We start from the raw sequence: 20,904 nt of genomic DNA, 5'->3' as shown, positions 1-20,904 counted from the left end.
CGCCGCCCTTACGCCCCGACGACCTTCCCGAAGCGGATGTCGATGCCGTACGAGTCCGCGGTTGCCCCCATCGGCCCCGTGAGCAGCCGCTCCGCCTCGGCTTCGACCTCCGCGCGCTGTGCCTTCGTCAGCGTCCCGAAGGGCTCGACGGTCACCGTCACGGGACCGTTCCTGGGCTCCTCCAGGCGCCACACACCCGCGAGGAACCCGTCGACGAGGAAGACGCTGTACGCGTAATTGCCCAGCCAGCTGCGGCCCTTGTACGCGGCGGGCACGACGCGCGTGCGGTCCGCGTGGGACAGCAGGAGGTTGTCGAACTCCGGCAGCAGGCGGGCCGGTGCGGGGGTGTCGGGGCCGGGGCGCGGGGCGTCGGGCAGATCGAAGAGTTCGACGCCGTTCTCGTCCCGGAAGACGGTCAGCTGCGGGCGGAGTCGCTCGAAGGCCTCGCGTAGGCGCGTGACGCCCGCCCAGGTCTGCATGTCCTTCACGGAGGCGGGACCGAAGGCGGCGAGATAGCGAAGGACGGTCGCGTCCGGTGCCGGGGCCGGTTCGGCGGGCCGCCCGAGCCAGTGCTCGACGGTGGTCAGGGCGACCTGGCCGCTGCGCCGCCACAGTCCGCGCGGGGTGACCTGGACGAGGGCCAGGGTGTTGCGGGCCGCGATGCCGAGGGACTGCGGGTCGGCGTCCGGCCAGGTCCGCAGCAGGGCCTCCCTGATCTGCTTCAGGGTGCGCGGTTCCTCTTCCACGAACTCCCGTGCGTGCTCGGCGAGTTGCTCCAGATCCACCCCGGCGAGGCCCTTGCGGAAAATCTTCAGCTCGCGCTCGCGGGCGGGCTGCACCAGGGGCCGCAGGGTCAGCGCGTCGTCCGCCGTGTGCGTGTGGATGGTGGAGCGCATGGTGACGATCCGGACGAGTTCCCGTGCCTCCATCAGGGCCGAGAGCGCGTCCGGTTCGAAGCCGGCGAGCCGGGCGGCGAGCGCGTAGTACGGCGGCTTGACGTTCTGCGCCTGCAGGCCGAGGAGATGCGCGACGGCGTCCTTCGGCTTCAGGGGTGAGCGCTCCAGGAGCAGCTGACGGGCCAGGGTGGCCCGGTTGAGGGCACGGGGCCCGAGCACGGGTGCCGCGGGCGCCGTCTTCGCCGTGGCCGTCTTCTTCGCCGTGGCCGTCCTCTTCGCCGTGGCCGTCCTCTTCGTCATACGCGCACGCTAACCGTCCTTGCGGACAGTTCCTGTCCCCGGTGGTGCCTCCTCCGCCTCTTCGGTCCGCAGCGGTGCGGCCGCCGGATCGAGGACCCGGGCCAGGAACGTCCGGGTCCGCTCGTGCTCGGGCGCACCGACCACGCTCGCCGGCGGCCCCTCCTCCACGATCACTCCGCCGTCCATGAACACCACGCGGTCCGCGACCTCACGGGCGAAGCTCATCTCGTGCGTGACGACCAGCATCGTCATGCCCTCCTGTGCGAGGGAGCGCATCACCGCGAGGACGTCGCCGACGAGTTCGGGGTCTAGGGCGGAGGTCGGCTCGTCGAAGAGCATCAGCTCCGGGTCCATGGACAGGGCGCGGGCGATGGCGACTCGCTGCTGCTGCCCGCCGGAGAGCTGCGCCGGATAGGCGGTCTCCTTGTCGCTGAGCCCGACCCGCTTCAGGTTGGCGCGGGCGATCCGGGCCGCCTCCTCCTTGTCGCGGCGCAGGACCCGGCGTTGCGCGATCGTCAGGTTCTCCATGGCCGTCAGATGCGGAAAGAGGTTGAAGGACTGGAAGACCATGCCGATGCGGCGGCGTACCCGGTCGATGTCCACATCCGGGTCCGTGACCTCGGAGCCCGCCACGACGACGGTGCCCGACGTGGGCTCCTCCAGGAGGTTCACACAGCGCAGGAGCGTGGACTTGCCGGAGCCGGAGGGGCCGATGACACAGACGACCTCGCCGCGTTCGACGGTCATGTCGATGCCCTTGAGCACCTCCAGGTCCCCGAACGCCTTGTGCAGGTCCCGGATCTCTATCTGAGCGGTCGTGAGCTGGGCGGTCACGGTCTCACCTGGCCTTCGCCGTACGGGCTTCGAGGCGTCTGACCAGATGCCCGAGCGGCAGCGTGATCAGGAGATAGAGCAGGCCCGCGACGAGGAGCGGGGTGAGGCTCTTGTACTCGTTCAGGGCGTCGCGGCCCTGGTTGGCGAGTTCGTACTGCCCGATGGACAGGCCGAGCAGATACACCAGGGACGAGTCCTTCGTCAGCAGGATCAGTTCGTTCGTCAGCGGCGGCAGGACGATCCTGAAGGCCTGCGGGATGACGATGGAGACCATGGCGCGGCCGTACGACATCCCGAGCGAACGGGCCGCCTCCATCTGCCCCCTGGGCACGGCCCGGATGCCGGCCCTGATGGTCTCCGCGATGTAGGCGGCCCCGACCAGGCCGAGGGCCAGCATCACGGTGACGTACATGTCGAGGGAGACCTCGAAGGCGAGGGGGACGCCGAAACCGAGTGCGATGAAGACGAGCAGGGCGGGCACGCCACGGAAGAACTCGATGTAGGTGACGGCGAGCCAGCGGTACGGCGGCACCTGCGAGAGCCGCATCAGGGCGAGCAGCAGCCCGAGCGCCAGGCCGAAACCGAAGCCCAGGAGTGTGTAGACCACGGTGTTGACCAGGCCGGTGGTCAGGACTTCCGGGAACTGCGCGACGATCACGTCGACATCGAGGAACGCCTCCCGCAGCGTGCCCCAGTCGGCGACGAGGGCGAGCACGACGACGGCCACGACGAGGACGCCGTACTGGGCGCCGCGGAAGGCGCGGGCCCGCTGTCTGCGGGAAAGGCGGGACAGTGCCGCCATCAGCTGCTCTGCGGGGTGGTGCCGAACCACTTCTTGTAGATCGCGTCGTAACGGCCGTCCGCCTTGGCCTTCTTGAGGACGGCGTTGACCTTCTTGCGCAGCGCGTCGTTCCCGGCCTTGAAGCCGATGCCGTACTGCTCGCCGGTGTCGAATTCGGCGGTGACCTCGGTGTCGGGGTTCGACTTCACGTAGTCGTAGAGGACGCCGTTGTCATTGATGCCCGCGGCGACCTGGCCCGACTTGACGGCGGCCAGGAGCAGTCCGACGTCCTCGAACTCGACGAGTTCGGCGCCCTCGGGTGCGTTCTTCTTGGCGTACTCGCCACCCGTGGTGGCCTTCTGGTAGCCGAACTTCTCGCCGTCGAGGTCGTCGAGTTTCCTGTACGGCTTGCCCTTCTTGGTGATCAGGGCCTGGGTCGCCTCGAAGTAGGGGTCGGAGAAGTCCATCACCTTGTCGCGCTCTTCGGTGATGGTCATGCCGGCGGCGGCCAGATCGCACTTGCGGATATTGAAGTCCTGGCCCGTCTCGATGCCTTCGAAGGGCGTGTTGACGATCTCCTGCTCGACCTTCAGCTCCTTGGCGACCAGGTCGACGAGGTCCACGTCGAAGCCGACGACCTTGCCTTCCTTCTTCACCTGGAACGGCGGATACGGCAGATGCGTACAGGTCTTGAGCGTCCCGGACGACACCAGCTGGATGCCGCCGCCCTTCTCTCCGCCCGGGTCGTCCTTGGCCTTGGTGCTGGTACAGCCCGTGAGGAGCAGGGCGACGGCAGCGACAGCGGCCGTCACGGGCAGGGCGGAGCGAACATACGCAGACGGAACTGACTGCGCGTTCCGCACAGACGGCACGGACACAGGGCCTCCAGGTCGGCAGCCGGATCAACCAAGCATCGCGGTACATGAGTTCGCACACGCCCAGCGCGTGCGAGTCGCTGCATAGTAGGCCGCCGACCAGCGTCCGAACAGGCCTAACCGCAGTTCGACTCCGCGGGTTTACCGGCGAAGCGGTCCGCCAGGTACGCCAGGGCGTCGGCGTTGCCCGCGTGGATGCCCCACAGGTCGGCGTGCACGTCCTTGCGGTCCCCCGCGTCGTATACCTTCCAGGTCAGCTTGACGCCCTTGGAGCAGTACGTGGTGTTTGTCGGCCTGGTTGTACTGGACGAGGCCGTCCTTGCCGGCGTGGTACTGGAACACCGGCACCTCGGGCTGGCCGCTCGCGACCAGCTTGTTCTCGGCGACGCGCTTGATCCACGGCTCGTCGATCACCGGGTTGTGGGTGGTGTAGTCGATGATCCGCTTGCCCTTCCAGTCCCGCAGCATCTCCAGGGCGCAGTCCTCGGTCTCCAGCTTCTTGAAGGCGGTGCGCCCGCTGTCCGTCATGACGGCGTCGAGCTTCAGCTCCGGGTAGGCGTTGTCGAGGCCGATCAGGGCGTACGCGAGGAAGCCGAAGCCGTCCTTGCCGTCGAGCTGGATGGCGACATCGGTGAGATTCGCGGGGACACCGCCCGCGGCCACACCCGCGAGCTTCAGCTCGGGGGCGTACGCGGGCTGCAGCTCGCCCGCCCACAGGGCGGCGCCGCCGCCCTGCGAGTAGCCGCGGAAGGCGACCGGACCGTCCGCGGCCAGGCCCGCGTCCTTCAGGCCCTTGGCGGCGCGGACCGCGTCGATGGTGACCGGGCCCAGTGAACGCCCCACCATGTACGTGGTGTTGGTCTCCTTGGTGTAGCCCTCGTAGTCGGGCACGGCGAGGGCGTACCCCTTCTTGAGCATGTCGTTCATGACGTACTCCTCGTAGTGGGTGCCCTGGGCGATCTGCCGCGAGGAGGTGCAGCGGAACGCCGGGCCCTGGGTGCCGGGCGTGAAGCCCACGAGCGGCGCCTTGGCCGGGTCCGTGCCCTTGGGCACGAGCACGGTGGCGGTGGCGGCGACCGTCTTGTCCAGGGCGTTCTTCGTCAGGTACATCACCTGCCAGGTGTCGGCGAGCTTGCCCGGTGTGGGCGTGCCCGGGGTGACCTTCCGGGAGCGCACGACATCGCCCGGCTTGCCGTCGGGCAGCGGGCTCGGCGGTGCGTAGAAGTCGTCGCCCGGCAGTTCGGCCGCGGGCGCGGCGGCCGGGGCGGCACTGGCCTTGCGGCCCTCGCCGTCCGTGCTGAGCGCGGCGGCCGCGGCCGGCCCGAGGGCGCGGCGGCGTCGGTGGCTTCCTTGCCTGGGTCAACCTTCCGGGTACGGGACGGAGTTGGGGTGCGGAGTCGGCCCGGAGGGAGGTGGGCCGGGGCAGGCGGGGTCAGCCGCGGGGTCCGTCGGGGTCTCTTCGGGCGATCACGCGGTAGGCGTTGGAGAAGCGGGTGCGCCGGACGAGCGGGGCGAGGGCCAGATCGGCGCCGTACGCGAGGAGGATCAGGGGCAGGGACACGAGGGCGAGCGCCGCCCGCAGCAGCCGTCTCGCGCGGCCGGGGCGGCGCTCGAGCCAGGGCGCGTCGTCCTTCGGCAGCACGCGGGTGACCAGGAACCAGGCCGCGCAGACCAGGTCCACGGGGATATGGGCGTCGCGGTGCTCGGCGGCGACGACGGTGAATCCGGCCGCTTCCAGGGCCCGGCACAGATTGCGGCGCGGCATCAGCTGCAGATGCTGCGGCTGGAACCAGGGCACCCAGAACCTGCCGAGCAGACGCCCGTAGGGGGATTCGGGGTTGGGCACCTCGATCAGCAGATGGCCGCCGGGGCGCAGCGCGGTGTGGGCGGCGGCGAGTTCGGCGTGCGGGTCGAGGGTGTGCTCCAGGTAGTGGAACATGCTGACCGCGTCGTAGTTCCCGGCCAGTTCGGCGGCGGCGAGTTCGGTGAACAACCCGCGGTGGGCGTGCGCGATCCGGCCTTCCTTCTCGGCGAGTTCGACGCTCTCCCCCATGTCGAGGCCGTCGAACTCCGCTTCCGTGACGAGCAGTTGGGCGGTTTCGCAGAAGTGGCCGTGTGCGGTGCCGATGTCGAGCCAGCGCTTGGGCGTGGCGAAGCGGAGCAGGGCGCGGGTGGAGGCTCGGAAGCGTTTGCGGCTGCCGCCGCCCTGGAACATCTTCGCGGTCGACTCGCCGCCGAGGCCGTCGTAGAAGTCCCGGTAGTAGAAGGCGAGTCCGGCCTGGTTCAGGCGCGGGTTCTGGAAGATGTGCCCGCAGTCGCGGCAGGCGTCGAGAGTGAAGCGGCCGGGTTTCTCCTGCACGAAGTCGACGGTGCGCAGCCTGCGCCCGAGCCGCCCCGAGCCGCACCAGGGGCAGGTGGTGCGCCGGGGTTCGTGGAACTTGCCGGTGCCGTCGGCGAGTTCGGCGCGGTAGGCGGCTCTGCGCTCGGCTATGGCGGCGGTGCGGTCGGTCATGGCGGCGACGGTGCTGTCCATGGCTCCTGTGCCGCTGTCCATGGCTCCTGTGCCGCTGTCCATGGCTCCTGTGCCGCTGTCCATGGCTCCTGTGCCGTTGTCCATGGCTCCTGTGCCGTTGTCCATGGCTCCTGTGCCGCTGTCTATGGCTGCTGTGCGGTGGGCCCGTGCCACGGCGATGGTCCCTTCTGCGAGTCGTCCGGTTCGTGGAGCGGCCGCCGGTCGGTGGCGAGCTGTTCCAGGCGTTCGGCCGCGGCGGGCGCACCGCCCGCGGCGCGGAAGGACGCGGAGACGTGCCGGGCCGCGATGGTGTGGTGCGGCCGGTCGAGTACGGCGTCCACGGCCGCGCCGATGTGGCCGCGGTCGCTGCGGCCGAACTTGATGCGCAGGCCCGCGCCCGCGCCCGCCACCTGGTCGGCGACGACGGGCTGGTCGTCGCGGATGGGTGCGACGACGAGGGGGACGCCGTGCCACAGCGCCTCGCAGACGGTGTTGTGGCCGCCGTGACAGACGACCGCGTCGGTCCGTTCCAGGAGGGCGAGTTGAGGCACGACCGGCCGCACCAGGACATCGGGGTGGTACGCCGGGTGGTGGCCGAGCGCCCCGCCCGGGTCGGCCACGATGCCGCGCACGGTGTCGGAGCGCTCCAGGAGCGCGGCCAGTGCCTCGGTGAGGAACGGCCCCGTGACCGTGGTGTTGACGGTGCCGAAGGTGACGAGGACGAGCCGCCGGGTACGGTCACGGGCCACCCACTCCCAGGGGAAGTCGGGCAGATCCGGGCGGGCGGCGAGCGCGGGTCCCACGAAGCAGAGCCCCGGCCGGTCGCTGTGCCGGCCGGCGAGCTCGCGGGTGGTGAAGACGAGGGTGAGATGGGGCGACCAGCGCGGGTCGTGGGTCGCGGCCGGGTTGCCGAACCGTACGCGCAGGGCGTCGAGCCGCTCGCCGAGCCAGTCCCCGACCTTGGGCAGTCCGACGAGGGTGCCGGAGAGTTCGGCGGAGGTGGTGGCGGAGGTCGCGAAGGGCACACCGAGGCGCTCGGCGACCAGGGAACCGGCGACGCACTGCTGGTCGGTGACGATCACATCGGGTTCGAAGCGGGCGACGGCGGCCTCGACGCCGGGCGCCATGGCTTCGGCGAGCGGCACGAAGAACTCCTGCCACAGGAACTTGAGCGCCGCGATCCCGCGGAGCCCGCCGGGCCGCCCGTCCAGGTTGTCGGGCCCTTCGCAGGCGTACACCTCGCGGTGTTCGCCGATGTGCCGGTGCAGTACGGCGACGCTGCCCGCCCACGCCACCCGGTGGCCGCGCACGGTGAGCTGGGCGGCCACGGCGGCGGCCGGGTTGATGTGCCCGGCGAGCGGCGGCACGACGAACAGGAAGCGGCTCATGGCCCCGCCCCGTCCCGCACGAGTCCCGGCGCGGGATCCGGCACGAGGTCCGGCGCGGGGTCCGGTGCCTGGTCCTGCGCGGGCTCCAGCGCGGGATCCGGTGCCGGACTCCAGGCGTGGCTGCGCACCCAGTCGAGGGCCAGTTCGCACACCTCGTCGGAGGCCTCCACGAGTACGGAGTGCTTCTGCCCCGGCACGACCGCGACCCGGCAGTCCGGAAGCAGCGCGGCGAGCCGCTCCGACTGCGGCCCCACGAGTCCTTCGGCTCCGTTGACGAGCAGCACGGGCCGTTCCAGGACCCGGAGTTGGGTCTCGGTGAGGACCCGGCCCGCCGGGATGTCCTGCGCGATGGTGGTGGCCGCGATGAGCTTTCCCGCCGCCATGCCGAGCCGGGCGATGTGCGCGTCGTGCGCCGGGTCGCCCTGCCGGGTGGAGGCGACGGCGCCGTACTCCTGCACGAACCAGGCGAGCGCCTCCTCCTCGGGCAGGGTCTCGGTGGCCTGCTTCAGGGCGCCCGCCATGGTCAGGGCCCACTCGGAGGTCGCGGGTCCCGACTCGACGACGGTCACGCTGGCCACCCGGTGCGGATGCCGCACCGCGAAGTCGAGGGCGACGGTGCCGCCGAAGGAGTTGCCGACCAGGTGCACCGGGTGGTGCACGTCCAGGGCGTCGAGGAGGGCGTCGAGGTCGGCGACGAAGTCCTCGACGGCGTAGCCGGTGGCGGGACGTGCGCTGCGCCCGTGTCCGCGCAGGTCGTACAGGACGACGTCGAAGCCCGCGGCGGCGAACTCCGGGCCGAGCGTGAAGTAGTAGCTCGCCAGGCTGTCGATGAACGCGCCGTGCAGGAACACGACGGTGGGAGCGCCGGTGCGGCCGCCGGGCGGAAGGCGGCGCACATGGTGGTCGACGCCGTTGGCGAGGACGCGGGCCATCGGCTCACTCCCCCGGTTCCGGCGCGTCGCCCCGCAGGGCGTGCACCACATGGCGGACGAGGCGGCCGACGGTGAGGGCGATGATCTCGTCGATGTCGAGCTCCGCGAGGAACGCGGCGAAGTTGACGCGCTCGCCGTACCGCTCCTCCAGCTGACCGGCCAGGGTGACCAGGTCGATGGACTCCAGCTCCAGGTCGTCGCCGAGCCGGGTGTCCATGGTGACGGCCTCGGTGTCGATGGCGTACTCGGCGAGGACATCGGCGAGCATCCGCACCGTCTCGTGGAACACCGCGCTCTCACTGTCCGGCGCCGGACGGGGTGCGGGAGCCGCCCGCACGTCCTGGTGGGTCGTCACTGGGCACGCTCCTCGGTGTGGGCCCCGGTCCCGGGGGTGGTTCCGGGAGTGGTCCCGGGGATGTTCTCGGGGGTGGTCCAGGCCACGACGTAGTCCCTCCTCGACGAGCCGGCCGGCTCCGTCGTCACATCCATGCAACGCACCGGGTAGCGGCGCCCGCGCGTGACCACCGCGAGCCCGTACACATCGGCCTCGGCGATCTCGAACTCCTGTGGCCTGCCGTCGAGTCCGGTGCCCTCGGCCTTCGCCACCGCCTCCTTCGCGGCCCAGAAGCGGGTGAACCACTGGGCGGGCGTCCAGCCGGTGGCGGCACAGCGGGCGGCGAGCAGGGCGCGTTCGGCGCGGCCGAGCGCGACGGCGAAGGTGGCCTCGCTGCGGTGGGTGATCTCCTCGATGTCGATACCGAGGCGCAGCGGCCGCGGGGCGCCCTGCGGCCGTGGCCTGACAAGCGCCACCGCCGCGTCGCCCCGGTGGGCGATGGTCAGGTCGAGCGTGGCCAGGGCCCGGCCGTGCAGTCCGGTGAGATACGGCCGTCCGGCCCGGTCGGAGCGTACGAGGATCTCCGCGGGGAACACCTCGCCCGCGCCCTGCTCCCACAGCCGGTGGCGTACCGCGTCCTTGGCGGCGATCCGGCCGAGCAGCCACTGCCGTCGTCCGCGCGGTGGGCGCCGCTCGTACTCCTGGCGCTCCACGGCGCTGAGATAGGTCCGCATCACCAGCTCCCGCGAGGCCAGGTCGGGCCAGTCGTCCTGGAGCAGCACCCAGCCGCCGGGCTGCGCCTCCGCGAGGCCGCGCCGCTCCGGGTAGCCGCCGGTGCGGCGGGCGTCGAGCCCGGCGAAGCGGCGGTCCTGCCATCCGTCGATCTCCGCCCACACCGTGCCGTCGCGGAGCGTGAGCTGGGCGTCGGCGCGCACGCCGGCGGAGGTGAGCGAGGTGATCCGGACGGTGCAGTCGAGTTCGGTGCCCGCCGGTGGCTCGGGCCCATAGAACCGGAAGGCTTCCATCCGTACCGGGAAGACGATGGTGCGTTCGGTGCGGGTCGCCATCACCCAGTAGCCGAGCAGCTGGCCGACGTTGTCGAGCAGCGCGCCGGGCGCGGTGGGCACGGTGATCCTGCCGCGCACATGGGTGTCGCCGATCGCGGTGAGCGCGGTCAGGCCCTGGAAGGCCGGGCCGTGGAACATCCAGCGGTCCCGGTACAGCGCGGCGGCCGTGTGCGCGCAGGGGCGCTCGGCGGCGGCCGCGGACCACCACCGGCCCGGCGGCTCGGGGTGACGGTCGGCCAGTTCGACGACGGCGCGCGCGTACCCGCCGAAGGCGACGTTCGCACTCCGCCCGTCGGGCGCCGGCTCCACGGTGATCTCCACGTCATGGCCCGGCTCGGCGCCGACCCAGGCGTCCAGGCGCACGGCCCGCACTGCGACGGCGAGTTGCCCGGGCGCGGCCCGTTCGGCGGCGTCCGCCATGTGCCGCACGACGGTCGTGGCGGGCACGACGGGCCGCCGGTCGGAGGTGTCGGGCCAGCCGCGCGGCTGCGGGATGAAGCAGTGGTCTAGGAGATACGGCATGACGCGCGTGGACACCCGAAGCGTGCTGCGCCGCATCGGCGGGACGGGTTCGGTGAGGGGCGCGGCGCCGGTGATCGTGGCGGTGGCAGTGGCAGTGGTGACGGCCGTGGCAGTGGCGGCCGGGATGGTGGCGGCCGGGGCAGCGGCGGGGATGTTCGCCATGGCCCGCGCCTCCCTTCCGGGATGAGGGATACGGGATGCGGTGCGGGACGCGGTACGGGGTGAAGTACGGCTGACGGAAGGCGTGTTGGGCGAGGCGGCGGTGGTGGCGGTAGCGGCGGCGGCCACCTGGGCAGCCGCGGCGGCCGATTCGGCGAGCAGTGCCCGGAAATCGGCGGTGAGGGCGCCGCCGGTCGCGGGACCGCCATGGCCCGAAGCCGCCGCGGCGACGGGCGCCCTGCCCCCGAGGGCCGAGCGGAGGCCCGCTGCCGTGGCCGGGGGCAGGGAGAGCAGGGGGGTGTCGAGGGTGAGGGGCACCGTGTGGTCCGTCGTGGGCGGCGCGCCGTCGTGGCGCCCTTCCACCCACAACGCCGTTGCCACCCGCGCCAGTTGGCCGAGGCCGGGGTGGCGGGCCGTGTGCGCCGCGACGGTGAGGTGCGGGCGGCCGTTCAGGGTGTCGGAGATCAGCGAGCCCAGCTTGCCCGTGCCGGTCTGCACGAACGCCCGGAAGCCCGCCGTGTACATCGCCTCGATCAGCGGCCGGAACCGTACGGGCTCCAGAAGGTGCCGTACGAACAGCGCGCGCACCGCGTCGGGGCCGGCGGGGAACGGCGCGGCCGTCGTCCCCGACCACACCGGGACCTCGGGCGTGCGCACCTCGCAGCGGTACGCGCCCGCGGTGAGCGGTCCCAGATACGGCGCGAGCATCGGCGTGTGGAAGCCGGACCTGAACGGCAGGATCTGCGCCAGGATGCGGTGCCGGGCGCGCAGTTCACCGGCGAACTCCGTGACGGCACGCTCGGGCCCGCACACCATCGACTGGTGCGGAGCGTTGTCGTGGGACAGCACGATCCGGCCGTCGCCGAGTTCGACGAGCAGCTTCCTCACGTCGTCGGCCCGCGCCCCGACCATGGCGAAGACCAGGCCCGGTACGCGCAGTGCGTCCGGGTCGAAGGCGTCGAGCAGGGCACCGGCGGCCGCGCTGTCGTAGATGCCGCCCGCGACCATCGCCGCCCACTCCCCCACGCTGTGCCCGGCGACCGCGTCCGGCACCACGCCCAGACGCCGCAGCGCCGCGTCGAGGAGCCCGCCCGCTCCGAGTACGCCGATGGCGTGCCGGGCCACGTCGCCGACCGCCGCGTCCAGCTGGGCGGGCAGGGGAAGCCCGAAGCGGTCGGCGACCTCGTCCAGACCGTGGGGCGCGAACTCCGCCTCCAGGCCGGGGAAGACGAAGGCCACCTTGCCGCGCGTTCCCGGGGCGAGCAGCGGCTCTGCGCTGAACCACACGTCCCCGCGCCCCCGCCAGGCCCGGCCGTCGGCCAGCGCGCGCCGGGCCAGGCCGAGGCTCTTGGCGGTGGGCGCCACGACCCCGAGACGGGCCGTCCCGCCGCCGGCGGCGGGACGGGGCGGACCGGACGCGGCGTACGGCAGCGGCTCGGCGCGTGCCGTCAGCTCCGTGTCGTCCGCGTCGAGGAGTTCCCGCAGCCGTGCCGCCGTGGGCGCCGCGAGCCGCAGCGCCCGTTCGGGCTCACGCACCCGCAGGGCGGCCGCGGGGCGTCGCGCGGCCGCCGGGGCCTGCTCGATGACGGCATGGGCGTTGATGCCGCCGAACCCGAAGGCGTTGACCGCGGCCCTGCGGACCGGTACGTCGGGCCAGGGCTCGGCCTGGGCCAGCGGACGGAAACGGGTCCGCGCGAGCGCCGGGTGCGGCTCGTCGCAGTTCAGGGTGGGCAGCAGGACCCCGTGGTGCACGGCGAGGGCGGCCTTGACGAGTCCGGCGACGCCCGCCGCCGGCATGGTGTGCCCGATCATCGACTTCACGGACCCGATGACGCCGGGCCCCGCGCCACCGGTACCCCCGCCGTCGGGTGGCCCGAACACCTCGGCCAGCGTGGCGAGTTCGGCCGAGTCACCGGCGGGTGTGCCGGTGCCGTGCGCCTCCAGGAGGCCGAGGGCGCCGGGCTCGCGCGGATCGAGCCCGGCCGCCGCCCACGCCATCCGCACGGCACGCGCCTGCCCGCCGGGGTCGGGCGTGACGAGCGATGCGACCCGTCCGTCCCCGGCGACACCGACGCCGCGTATCACCGCGTACACCCGGTCCCCGTCGCGCTCCGCGTCGTCGAGCCGCTTCAGTACGACGACGCCGGTGCCCTCGCCGATGAGGATGCCGTCGGCGGCGGCGTGGAAGGGGCGGATGCGCTGCGAAGGGGACAGCGCGCGCAGCCGGCTGAACACCGACCACAGGGTGATGTCGTGGCAGTGGTGCACCCCGCCCGCGAGCATCACGTCGCACCGCCCCGAGGCGAGGGCGGCCACGGCCTGGTCGACGGCCACGAGCGAGGAGGCGCAGGCGGCGTCGACGGTGTAGGCCGGGCCGCGCAGGTCGAGCCGGTTGGCGAGCCGGGAGGCGGCGAGGCTGGGGACGAGCCCGATCGCGGCATCCGGCTGCTCGGGCCCGAGCCGCTCGGTGAACGCCGCGCGTATGCGCTCCAGTTGGGCATCGCCGACGCCCGGCAGGAGTTCGCGCAGGGTACGGGTGAGCTGGTGGGCGGTGCGCACCCGCTGGTCGAGCCGGGCCAGGCCCGGGGTGAGATAGCCGCCGCGCCCGAGCACGACACCGACCCGGTCACGGCCGGGAAGGCGGCGCTCACCCCCGGCGTCGGCGAGGGCCGCGGCGGCGACCGACAGTGCGGTCAGCTGGTCCGGTTCGGTGTCGGCGACGGAGTGCGGCATCACGCCGAAGCGGGCGGGGGCGAAACGGGCGATGCCGTCCACGAATCCGCCCCTGCGGCAGTGGATCCGGTCGGGCCCGGCCCCCGGCCCGAAGTAGTGGGCGGCGAGCCGCTGTTCGGGCGCTTCGGAGATCGCGTCCACGCCGTGCACGAGGTTGTGCCAGTACGCGTCCAGGTCGGCGGCGCCGGGCAGGAGGACGGCCATGCCGATGATGGCCACGGGCGGTGCGCACCCGGCGCCCGGGGCGCCGGATCGCGCTCCGGACTCGCCCTCACGTTCCGAAGGGGCTTCACGTACCGGAGGGGCTTCACGTACCGGAGGGGCTTCACGTACCGGAGGGGCTTCACGTACCGGAGGGGCTTCACGCATCGGAGGGGCTTCATATGCCGGACGAGCTGGAAACTCCACCTCACCGCTCCTCTGCCCGCTCAAGTGACGCCGTGTAGAGCACCGACCTCACCGACCTGTCGCCCCAGGCCAGTTCGCGCAGCAGCGCCGTCACGCCCTCGTCCGGGTCGATGAGGCGCACTCCGCGCCGTGCGTAGTCGCGGGCGAGGGCCTCGCCGACCATGCCGGGGTGGGGGCCGGTCGGCGCCCACGGGCCCCAGTGCACGGTGAGGGCGCGATGCCCGGTGCGTACGGACCAGTGCGCGGCGAGGGTGTCGAGGGCGTCGTTGGCGGCGGCGTAGTCGCACTGCCCGGGGTTGCCGAGTACCGCGGCGACACTGCCGAACAGCACGGTGAAGGCGGGGCCTTCGGTGTGCTCGTCGACCGCCTCCAGGAGCGCCCGCGCACCGTCGACCTTGGTGCCGAAGACCCGCCCGAACGACTCGGGGTCCTTGTCCGCGATGAACCGGTCCTCGATGACCCCGGCCGCGTGCACCACACCGTCGAGACGGCCGTGCTCGGCGTGGATCTCCTTGACGGCCTGGTGGACGGCCGCTTCGTCGCGCAGATCGGCCACCCGGTATCCGGCGTGGCTGCCGAGCGAGGTCAACTCCTCGAAGGTACGGGTGAGTTCGCGTTGCGCGAGCAGCGTCCGCAGCTGCTCCTCGATCTCGGCGGGGCGCAGACCGCCGCGGGCCGCGAGAGCGGCACGCAGGGCCGGGGCGTCGGGCGCGGCGGCCAGGTCCTCGGGTTCGGGCGCGGTGGGCAGCGGGGTGCGGCCGATCAGTTCGATACGGCACCGGGACGCCGCGGCGAGGGCGACGGCGCACCGCGCGGCGATCCCCCGGGCGCCCCCGGCGAGCAGCACCACGCTGTCCGGGCCGAGGCCGAGCGCGGCGGTCTCGGCGGCGCCGGCCGGGGCGGGTCCCGCGCCGGTGTGGGCGAGCACGCCGAGCGGCGTCTCGACGGGTTCGGCGCCCCACCGCTCATCGCCGCCGCGCCGCACGACGGTCACCCGGTCGCGGGCGAGGAGTTCGGCGGCCAGGGCGTCGGCGCGGGCGGCGGCGGACGCGTCCGGGTCGAGGCGCACGCTGCGCACCAGGGTGTCGGGGTACTCCCAGGCGGCCGTCCGCATCAGGCCGTCGAGTCCGGCCGCCGCCGGGCCGTGGCCGCACGAGGCCGTGACGAGCCAGCGCACTCCCGTGCGCAGCGCGGCCCGCAGGACGTCGAAGGCCTCGGGCAGCACGGACTCGTCGCCGTCCGCGCCGAGTGCGCCCAGATACAGCACCCCGTCGAAGTCGCCGCCCTCACCGCCCACCAGGTGCCGTGGCCCGAGCGGTTCGCAGACGGCGCCGTACCCGGCGAGTCTGATGGCCAGCGCGTCGGCCACCACTCCGCCGCCGAGGAGCGCGAACCGCCGCCCGGCGAGGTGACCGGCCGTCGCGGCGTGATCGACGGGGGCGAGGGGGAACTCGCGAAGCAGGTAACGACGCGGTGCGGTGGGCGAGTTGGGCGGCTCGGCGGGCTCTTCGTAGGAGGTGACGGTCTCGTAGGACGACGACGCCGCCACCACCGGCACCGACTCCTGCTCCGGCGCTTGCCCCTGCCCCGGCGCCCGCTCTGGCTCCTGCTCCGGCGCCCGTGCCCCCACCGGCTCCCGCTCCTGCTCCTGCAGCGCGCTGAGGCCCCGGCCCATATCGGCGGCGGTGCCCTGCGGGAGCGCCGCCGGGGCCGTGGCGGCCGCGGGTTCCGGGCCGGGGCGGCCGCTCAGCCACTGCGCGATCGCCCCGGCCGTACGGCACTTCGTGAGCTCCTCGAGCTCGTCCGGGCCGAGCCGGACGGTGCCGCCGCCGAGCCGGGCGGCGAGTTCACCGACGATCTCGGTGCGCTTGATGGAGTCGATGCTCAGGTCCGCCTCCAGGTCGAGGCCGGGTTCGAGCATGTCGACGGGATAGCCGGTGCGGGCGCTGATCACTTCGAGGGCGATCTGCAGAATGCCGTCCTCGGTGAGCGCGGGCGCGGGGCCGGGCGCCGGGCCGGGGGCCGGGGACTCCCACCGGGGCGGAGCCTCCGGCGCCGACACCGGAAGCTCCACCCCACCCGATGCCGGCTGTGCCGCCCCACGCGGTTCCGGCGCCGGGGACGTGCTGCCCGTCCGACCCGTGAAATGGGCGAGCAGCACGTCGCGTTGGGCCGCGACGAGTTCGCGGCTGTTCCTCAGGAACTCGGCGATCAGCGCCTCGGACCCGGAGTGCTCTGCGGGCTCTGACACCGTCCTCACCTCCAGGGCATGTGAAGCGTGGTGGGAAGCGGGATGTGAGATGTGCGCGGCCGTCGCGCCGTCCGGGCCGAGGAAGACCCGCCGGGCGGGCTGCAGTCCGCCGGTGAGCGGGGTGCCGTCGGCGGTGCGTACGAGTTGCCCGTCGACGGTCCACGCGGGCCTGCCGCCGGTCGCCGACGGGTCGGCACGGCCACGCAGCAGCCACCCGGTGTCGACGGGCAGGCCCGCGACGGCGAGCCGCGCCAGGGTCTCCAGGAATCCGCGCAGACCGGCGCCGGGGCGTGGCTCGAAGGGCACAGCGAGGTGCGGCCGGTCGCCGAGTATCCGGCCGACGAGTCCGGTGAGCACCGTGCCGGGCCCGGCCTCGACGAAGACCCGGGCACCGGCGGCGTACAGGGCTTCGATCTCGTCCATGAAGTGCACGGGCGCGCCGATCTGGGCGGCGAGTTCGGCGCGGATCAGTTCGGGGTCCGCGGGGTAGCGGTCGGCGCTGCGGTTGGTCCACACGGGGAACTCCGGCGCGCGCACCGGTACGGCGGCGAGGACGCGGGCGAACCGCTCCCCGGCCGCTTCGACGAGCGGGCTGTGGAAGGCGCAGGCCACCGGCACATCCTGGACGGCGAGTCCGTCTGCGCGGAGCGCCTGGGCCGCGGCGGCGACGGCGTCGGTGGGGCCCGAGATCAGTGTCTGGCGCGGCGCGTTGAGGTTGGCGGCGACGACCTGGCCGCCGAGTCCCGCCGCTTCGAGGGCCCTGAGGATCGTGTCGGCGTCGGCCGTCACGGCGGCCATCGTGCCGGGGTCGTCGCCCGTGGCGGCGAGGATCGCGTCGGCCCTGCGGCGGCTCAGGGCGAGCAGGGTGCGCGGGTCGAGGGATCCGGCGGCACACAGGGCGACGAGTTCGCCGTAGGAGTGCCCGGCGGCCATGTCGGGCCGGATGCCGGCGCGTTCGAGCAGTTCGTGGGCGGTCAACCCCGCAATGCCCAGGGCAGGTTGGGCATTGCGGGTGTCGGTGAGCGCCGCCCGGGCACGCCTGCGGCCCGCGTCGTCGAAGGCGGCGGGCGGGCACAGGGCGCGGACGTAGGCCCGGGGCCCGGGCAGGAGTCCCAGGAGTCCGTGGAGTTCGGGGAAGGCGGCGACGAGCCCGGTGAGCATGCCGGGGCGCTGGCTGCCCTGGCCGGGGAAGAGGAAGGCCACCTTGCCGTCGGCTGCGAGGGCGTCCGCGGCACCCACGACACCCGAGCCACCCGCGGCACCCGCAGCACCCGCAGCACCCGCAGCACCCGCAGCACCCGCGGTGAACAGTCCGGCCCCCGGGTCGTGTTCGCCGCGTGCCGCGCGGGCCAGCAACTCCCGTAGCGTGTCCCGGTCTTCGGCGACGACGGCGATGCGCACGGGGTGGTGACCGCCGGACTCGGCGCGGGCGGCGGCCGCGAGTGCGAGGTCGCGGAGGCGGGCGTGCCGGTGCGCTCCGGGCAGGCCCCAGGCGGCACCCGACTCGGGTTCGTCGAGCGCGGCGAGCAGACGCGCGGCCTCACGTCCGGCCGCCGCCACGTCCGGGCCCCGGAACAGAAACAGCTCCGCGGGCCATTGCCGCCGGGCGTGCCGGGGCGGTACGCCGTGGTCGTACCCGGCGAGGACGACGTGGTAGTTGGTGCCGCCGAAACCGAACGCGCTGACGGCGGCGAGGCGTTGGCCGGTGGCCGCGGCCCAGGGCGCGGGCCTGTCCCGGAACACGAAAGGGCTGGTGTCCGCGGACCAGGCGGGGTTGGGGGTCTCGATGTGCAGGGTGGGCGGCAGGACGCCGGTGTGCAGGGCGAGCGCCGTCTTGATGAGTCCGGCGAGTCCCGCGGCGCACTTGGTGTGCCCGATCTGCGACTTGACCGAGCCGACGACACACTGTCCGGGTGCGGCGCCCGCTTCCTCGAACACCTCGGAGAGCACAGTGAGTTCGGTGCGGTCGCCGACGACGGTGCCGGTGCCGTGCGCCTCGACGAGGCCCACTTCGGCCGGGGAGATCCGGGCCTGTGCGTACGCCCGCTCAAGGGCGGCGCGCTGCCCCTCGGGACGCGGCGCCGTCAGGCCGAGGGAGCGGCCGTCGCTCGCGCTGCCGACGCCCTTGATCACGGCGTACACGCGGTCGCCGTCCCGCTCCGCGTCCGCGAGGCGTTTGAGTACGACGCAGGCGACGCCCTCGCCGAGCGCGATGCCGTCGGCCGAAGAGTCGAAAGTACGGCAGCGGCCGCTCGGCGAGAGCGCGCCGACGGAGGAGAACAGCAGGAAGTCGTTGATGCCGTTGTGCAGATCGGCGCCGCCGCAGAGCACCAGGTCGGCGCTGCCGGCCGTGAGTTCCTTGCAGGCGACGTCTACGGCGGTGAGCGAGGACGCGCAGGCGGCGTCGACGGTGTAGTTGGCGCCGCCGAGGTCGAGCCGGTTGGCGATCCGTCCGGCGATGACGTTGGCGAGCATGCCGGGGAAGGAGTCCTCGGTCAGCCGCGGCAGCTGACCGGTGACGGCGTCCGGCACCCCGTCGGCGTAGCCGGGCAGAAGGGTGCGCAGCGTGGTGGCGCCCGACAGGTCGCTGCCGGACTCGGCGCCGAAGACGACGGCGGCCCGTGTGCGGTCGAAGCGCCGCGTGCCGTATCCGGCGTCGTCGAGGGCCCGTCGCGCCGCCTCCAGGGCGAGCAGCTGTACGGGTTCGATCGCGCCGAGCGAGGCGGGCGGAATGCCGTAGTCGAGGGCGTCGAAGGGGATCCGGGGCAGGAAGCCGCCCCATTTGGAGGCTGTGCGGTCGCCGTCGTGCGCGCTGCCGGGCGGCGCGTAGTACACCTCGGGGTCCCAGCGTTCGGCCGGGACTTCGGTGATGGCGTCGGTGTTGTCGAGGATGTTCGCCCAGTACGCGTCCAGGCCGTCGGCGCCGGGGAACATACAGGCCATGCCGACGACGGCGATGTCGGCGGGCGGCGGCGCCTGCGGTGGCTCCGCCGCGGCGGGCAGCAGTCCGCGCAGGGCGGCGGCCCGCTCGCGCAGGAACTCGGCGCCTCCCGGGCCGACTTCGGTGTGCAGCGCCGCGACGGTGGTCGCCGCCGAGCGCACCGCCGCGACCTGCCCGGCCATGAACATCCCGGCGGCGAGCTGCCGTTCGGGCCCCACCTCCACGAGCCGCCCCTCGACCCGCTCCAGGCCCTTGCCCGCCACCCGGAGCCGCCCCACGTTGAGCCGCTCCAGGCGCTCCCAGGCCTCGCGGTCGGGCACGCCCTGGTCCTTCAACTGCTCTGCCGTGCGCGTGTACTCCGCGGTGAACGGGCTCGGCACACACCGCGTGGCGTGCCCGGGAGCGCTCTTGAGCAGGGCGGTGTCCCGTGCCTGGAGTACTTGTCGCTGGAACTGCTCTTGTACGGCGCCGAGCCTGACCGCCTCTTCGGTGAACAGGTAGGCGGTGCCCATGAGGACGCCGACGGCGGCGCCCCTTTCGCCGAGGGGGGCGGCGGCCGCGGCGGCCATGGCCGCCGAGCGCGCGTCGTGGACGCCACCGGCGAACAGCACTTCGACCTCGGCCACGGCCGCGTCGTCGTACGCCTCAAGGACGGCGAGCTGCGCCTCCCACAGCGGGAAGCTGTGCAACGGGCCGACGTGGCCGCCGCATTCGGCACCCTCGAAGACGAACCGCCGTGCCCCCGCGTCGAGGTACTGGCGCAGCAGGCCGGGCGTGGGCACATGCAGAAACGTCTTGATGCCGGCCTCTTCGAGCGCGGCGGCCTGCGCGGGCCTGCCCCCGGCGATGATCGCGTGCGTGGGCCGCAGCTCCCGTACGGCGGCGAGCTGGGCGGCGCGGGTCGCCTCGTCGGCGAAGCCCAGAATGCCCACGCCCCAGGGGAGTTCACCGAGTGCCTCGCGGGTCTCGCGGAGCAGCCGCCGGCTGTCGGGGCCGTCCGCGAGAGCGAGGGCCAGAAAGGGCAGGCCGCCTTCGGCCGCGACCGCCGCGGCGAAGCCGGGCCGGTCGCTGACCCGGGTCATCGGGCCCTGCGCGAGGGGAAGGCGGGTGCCCTGGGCGCGGCTCATGGGCGAGCCGGGCCGCAGGGTGTCCGCGCCCGCGCCGTCGGCCACCGCGTCCTGCACGGCGGTGCGTACGGCCCGTACGACTCCTGCGGCGTCCCCGTACAGCTCGGCGAACCGGGCGGCGATGAACCCGTCCTGTCCGACGGGCAGTTCACGGCCGCGCAGGACGCGCCGCCCCTCCTCGACGACGGTCTCCGTGCCGTCCGTCGCCCGCAGTGCGGCCCTGGCGGCGCCGGGCAGCGCGCACTCGGCGAGCAGCGCGAGCTGGCTGTCGAGCACGACGCCCGCCGCACCGCCGAGCACGGCCGCCACGGCCGTACGCACCCCGATGCCGCCGCAGGCCCAGACCGGCAGGCCGGTCGCGTCGAGGAGCTGCTGCAGCAGCAGGAACGTACTGAGCGAGCCGCCCCGGCCACCGGACTCGCTGCCGCGGGCGATCAGTCCGTACGCTCCCGCCGCCTCCGCCTCGACGGCCTCATCGCGGCTCGTCACCTCGGCGAGAAGCCGGGAGCCGTCCGTGCACCCCGCCTCCCACCAGCTGGAGTCGGCGTCCGCGGTCAGGACCAGGGTGTGGGGGGTGTGGCCGTCCAGGTCGGCGGGCGTGAGCCCGCACCCGGCGGCCACCCTGATCCCGTACCGCCCCGGCAGCCACTCCTGCAGCCGGGCGAGCGCCTGCCGCGCCCGGCGGTCCCCCGTGCCCAGGTCGAGTACGCCCAGGGCGCCGGCCCGGCACAGTGCGGCACTCAGCGCGGCATCGGGCCGGCCGAGCGGGCTGATGCCGAGCACCAGGTCGTACGGGGGTGGGCCGCTGGGGGACGGCCGTGGAGCGGGGGACGGCATGGGAGCT

The 20,904-nt window shown here is 73.6% G+C and carries 11 protein-coding genes; all 11 read right to left on the bottom strand.

What is annotated here, in order from left to right; genetic code table 11:
- Window positions 1-8 precede the first annotated feature (8 nt).
- The 11 genes from ACFQVC_RS02300 to ACFQVC_RS02250 all read right to left on the bottom strand — a co-directional run bounded on the left by ACFQVC_RS02300 (window position 9) and on the right by ACFQVC_RS02250 (window position 20,897).
- Window positions 9-1,196 carry a winged helix DNA-binding domain-containing protein gene (locus ACFQVC_RS02300; protein WP_381825825.1) on the bottom strand — a complete coding sequence of 396 codons (1,188 nt, stop codon included), beginning with the start codon at window positions 1,194-1,196 and terminating at the stop codon, window positions 9-11.
- A gap of 9 nt (window positions 1,197-1,205) precedes the next feature.
- Complete coding sequence (locus ACFQVC_RS02295; protein ID WP_381825823.1) at window positions 1,206-2,030, bottom strand: amino acid ABC transporter ATP-binding protein; 825 nt, start codon at window positions 2,028-2,030, stop codon at window positions 1,206-1,208.
- Between the two features lie 4 nt (window positions 2,031-2,034).
- Window positions 2,035-2,832, bottom strand: coding sequence for an amino acid ABC transporter permease (locus ACFQVC_RS02290; RefSeq protein ID WP_381825821.1), 798 nt, complete (start codon window positions 2,830-2,832; stop codon window positions 2,035-2,037).
- Window positions 2,832-3,629: an ABC transporter substrate-binding protein gene (locus ACFQVC_RS02285; RefSeq protein ID WP_381827054.1), complete on the bottom strand. Its 798-nt coding sequence runs from the start codon at window positions 3,627-3,629 to the stop codon at window positions 2,832-2,834. Before ACFQVC_RS02285 ends, ACFQVC_RS02290 begins: the two co-directional genes overlap by 1 nt.
- A gap of 198 nt (window positions 3,630-3,827) precedes the next feature.
- On the bottom strand, window positions 3,828-4,862 hold the full coding sequence (locus tag ACFQVC_RS02280; protein WP_381825819.1) for a lipase family protein: 1,035 nt from the start codon (window positions 4,860-4,862) through the stop codon (window positions 3,828-3,830).
- 256 nt (window positions 4,863-5,118) lie between these two features.
- A complete protein-coding gene (locus ACFQVC_RS02275; protein WP_381825817.1) occupies window positions 5,119-6,324 on the bottom strand; it encodes a class I SAM-dependent methyltransferase in 1,206 nt (401 codons plus the stop codon).
- A 17-nt stretch (window positions 6,325-6,341) separates the two neighbouring features.
- Window positions 6,342-7,586, bottom strand: a complete 1,245-nt coding sequence (locus tag ACFQVC_RS02270; RefSeq protein ID WP_381825815.1) for a glycosyltransferase — start codon at window positions 7,584-7,586, stop codon at window positions 6,342-6,344.
- On the bottom strand, window positions 7,583-8,518 hold the full coding sequence (locus tag ACFQVC_RS02265; RefSeq protein ID WP_381825813.1) for an alpha/beta fold hydrolase: 936 nt from the start codon (window positions 8,516-8,518) through the stop codon (window positions 7,583-7,585). Before ACFQVC_RS02265 ends, ACFQVC_RS02270 begins: the two co-directional genes overlap by 4 nt.
- A 4-nt stretch (window positions 8,519-8,522) precedes the next feature.
- On the bottom strand, window positions 8,523-8,873 hold the full coding sequence (locus tag ACFQVC_RS02260) for an acyl carrier protein (RefSeq protein WP_381825811.1): 351 nt from the start codon (window positions 8,871-8,873) through the stop codon (window positions 8,523-8,525).
- The gene (locus ACFQVC_RS02255) at window positions 8,870-13,552 is read right to left on the bottom strand and encodes a type I polyketide synthase (protein ID WP_381825809.1); all 4,683 of its coding nucleotides are present in this window, start codon (window positions 13,550-13,552) and stop codon (window positions 8,870-8,872) included. The genes ACFQVC_RS02260 and ACFQVC_RS02255 overlap by 4 nt, the downstream gene beginning before the upstream one ends.
- Before the next feature lie 190 nt (window positions 13,553-13,742).
- Complete coding sequence (locus ACFQVC_RS02250; RefSeq protein ID WP_381825807.1) at window positions 13,743-20,897, bottom strand: SDR family NAD(P)-dependent oxidoreductase; 7,155 nt, start codon at window positions 20,895-20,897, stop codon at window positions 13,743-13,745.
- Between the last annotated feature and the right edge of the window lie 7 nt (window positions 20,898-20,904).

Origin of the sequence: Streptomyces monticola (genome assembly GCF_042665355.1) — a bacterium.
In the GTDB taxonomy this organism is placed as follows: Bacteria; Actinomycetota; Actinomycetes; order Streptomycetales; family Streptomycetaceae; genus Streptomyces; species Streptomyces monticola.
The sequence above is the reverse complement of the archived record's forward strand: the minus strand, read 5'-3'. Positions and strand labels throughout refer to the sequence as shown.

What these genes read in the sequence shown, in the direction of transcription:
- ACFQVC_RS02275 (WP_381825817.1), bottom strand. Translation starts at nt 6,324, where the DNA reads ATGGACAACGGCACAGGAGCCATGGACAACGGCACAGGAGCCATGGAC.
- ACFQVC_RS02290 (WP_381825821.1), bottom strand. Translation starts at nt 2,832, where the DNA reads ATGGCGGCACTGTCCCGCCTTTCCCGCAGACAGCGGGCCCGCGCCTTC.
- ACFQVC_RS02265 (WP_381825813.1), bottom strand. Translation starts at nt 8,518, where the DNA reads ATGGCCCGCGTCCTCGCCAACGGCGTCGACCACCATGTGCGCCGCCTT.
- ACFQVC_RS02250 (WP_381825807.1), bottom strand. Translation starts at nt 20,897, where the DNA reads ATGCCGTCCCCCGCTCCACGGCCGTCCCCCAGCGGCCCACCCCCGTAC.
- ACFQVC_RS02300 (WP_381825825.1), bottom strand. Translation starts at nt 1,196, where the DNA reads ATGACGAAGAGGACGGCCACGGCGAAGAGGACGGCCACGGCGAAGAAG.
- ACFQVC_RS02270 (WP_381825815.1), bottom strand. Translation starts at nt 7,586, where the DNA reads ATGAGCCGCTTCCTGTTCGTCGTGCCGCCGCTCGCCGGGCACATCAAC.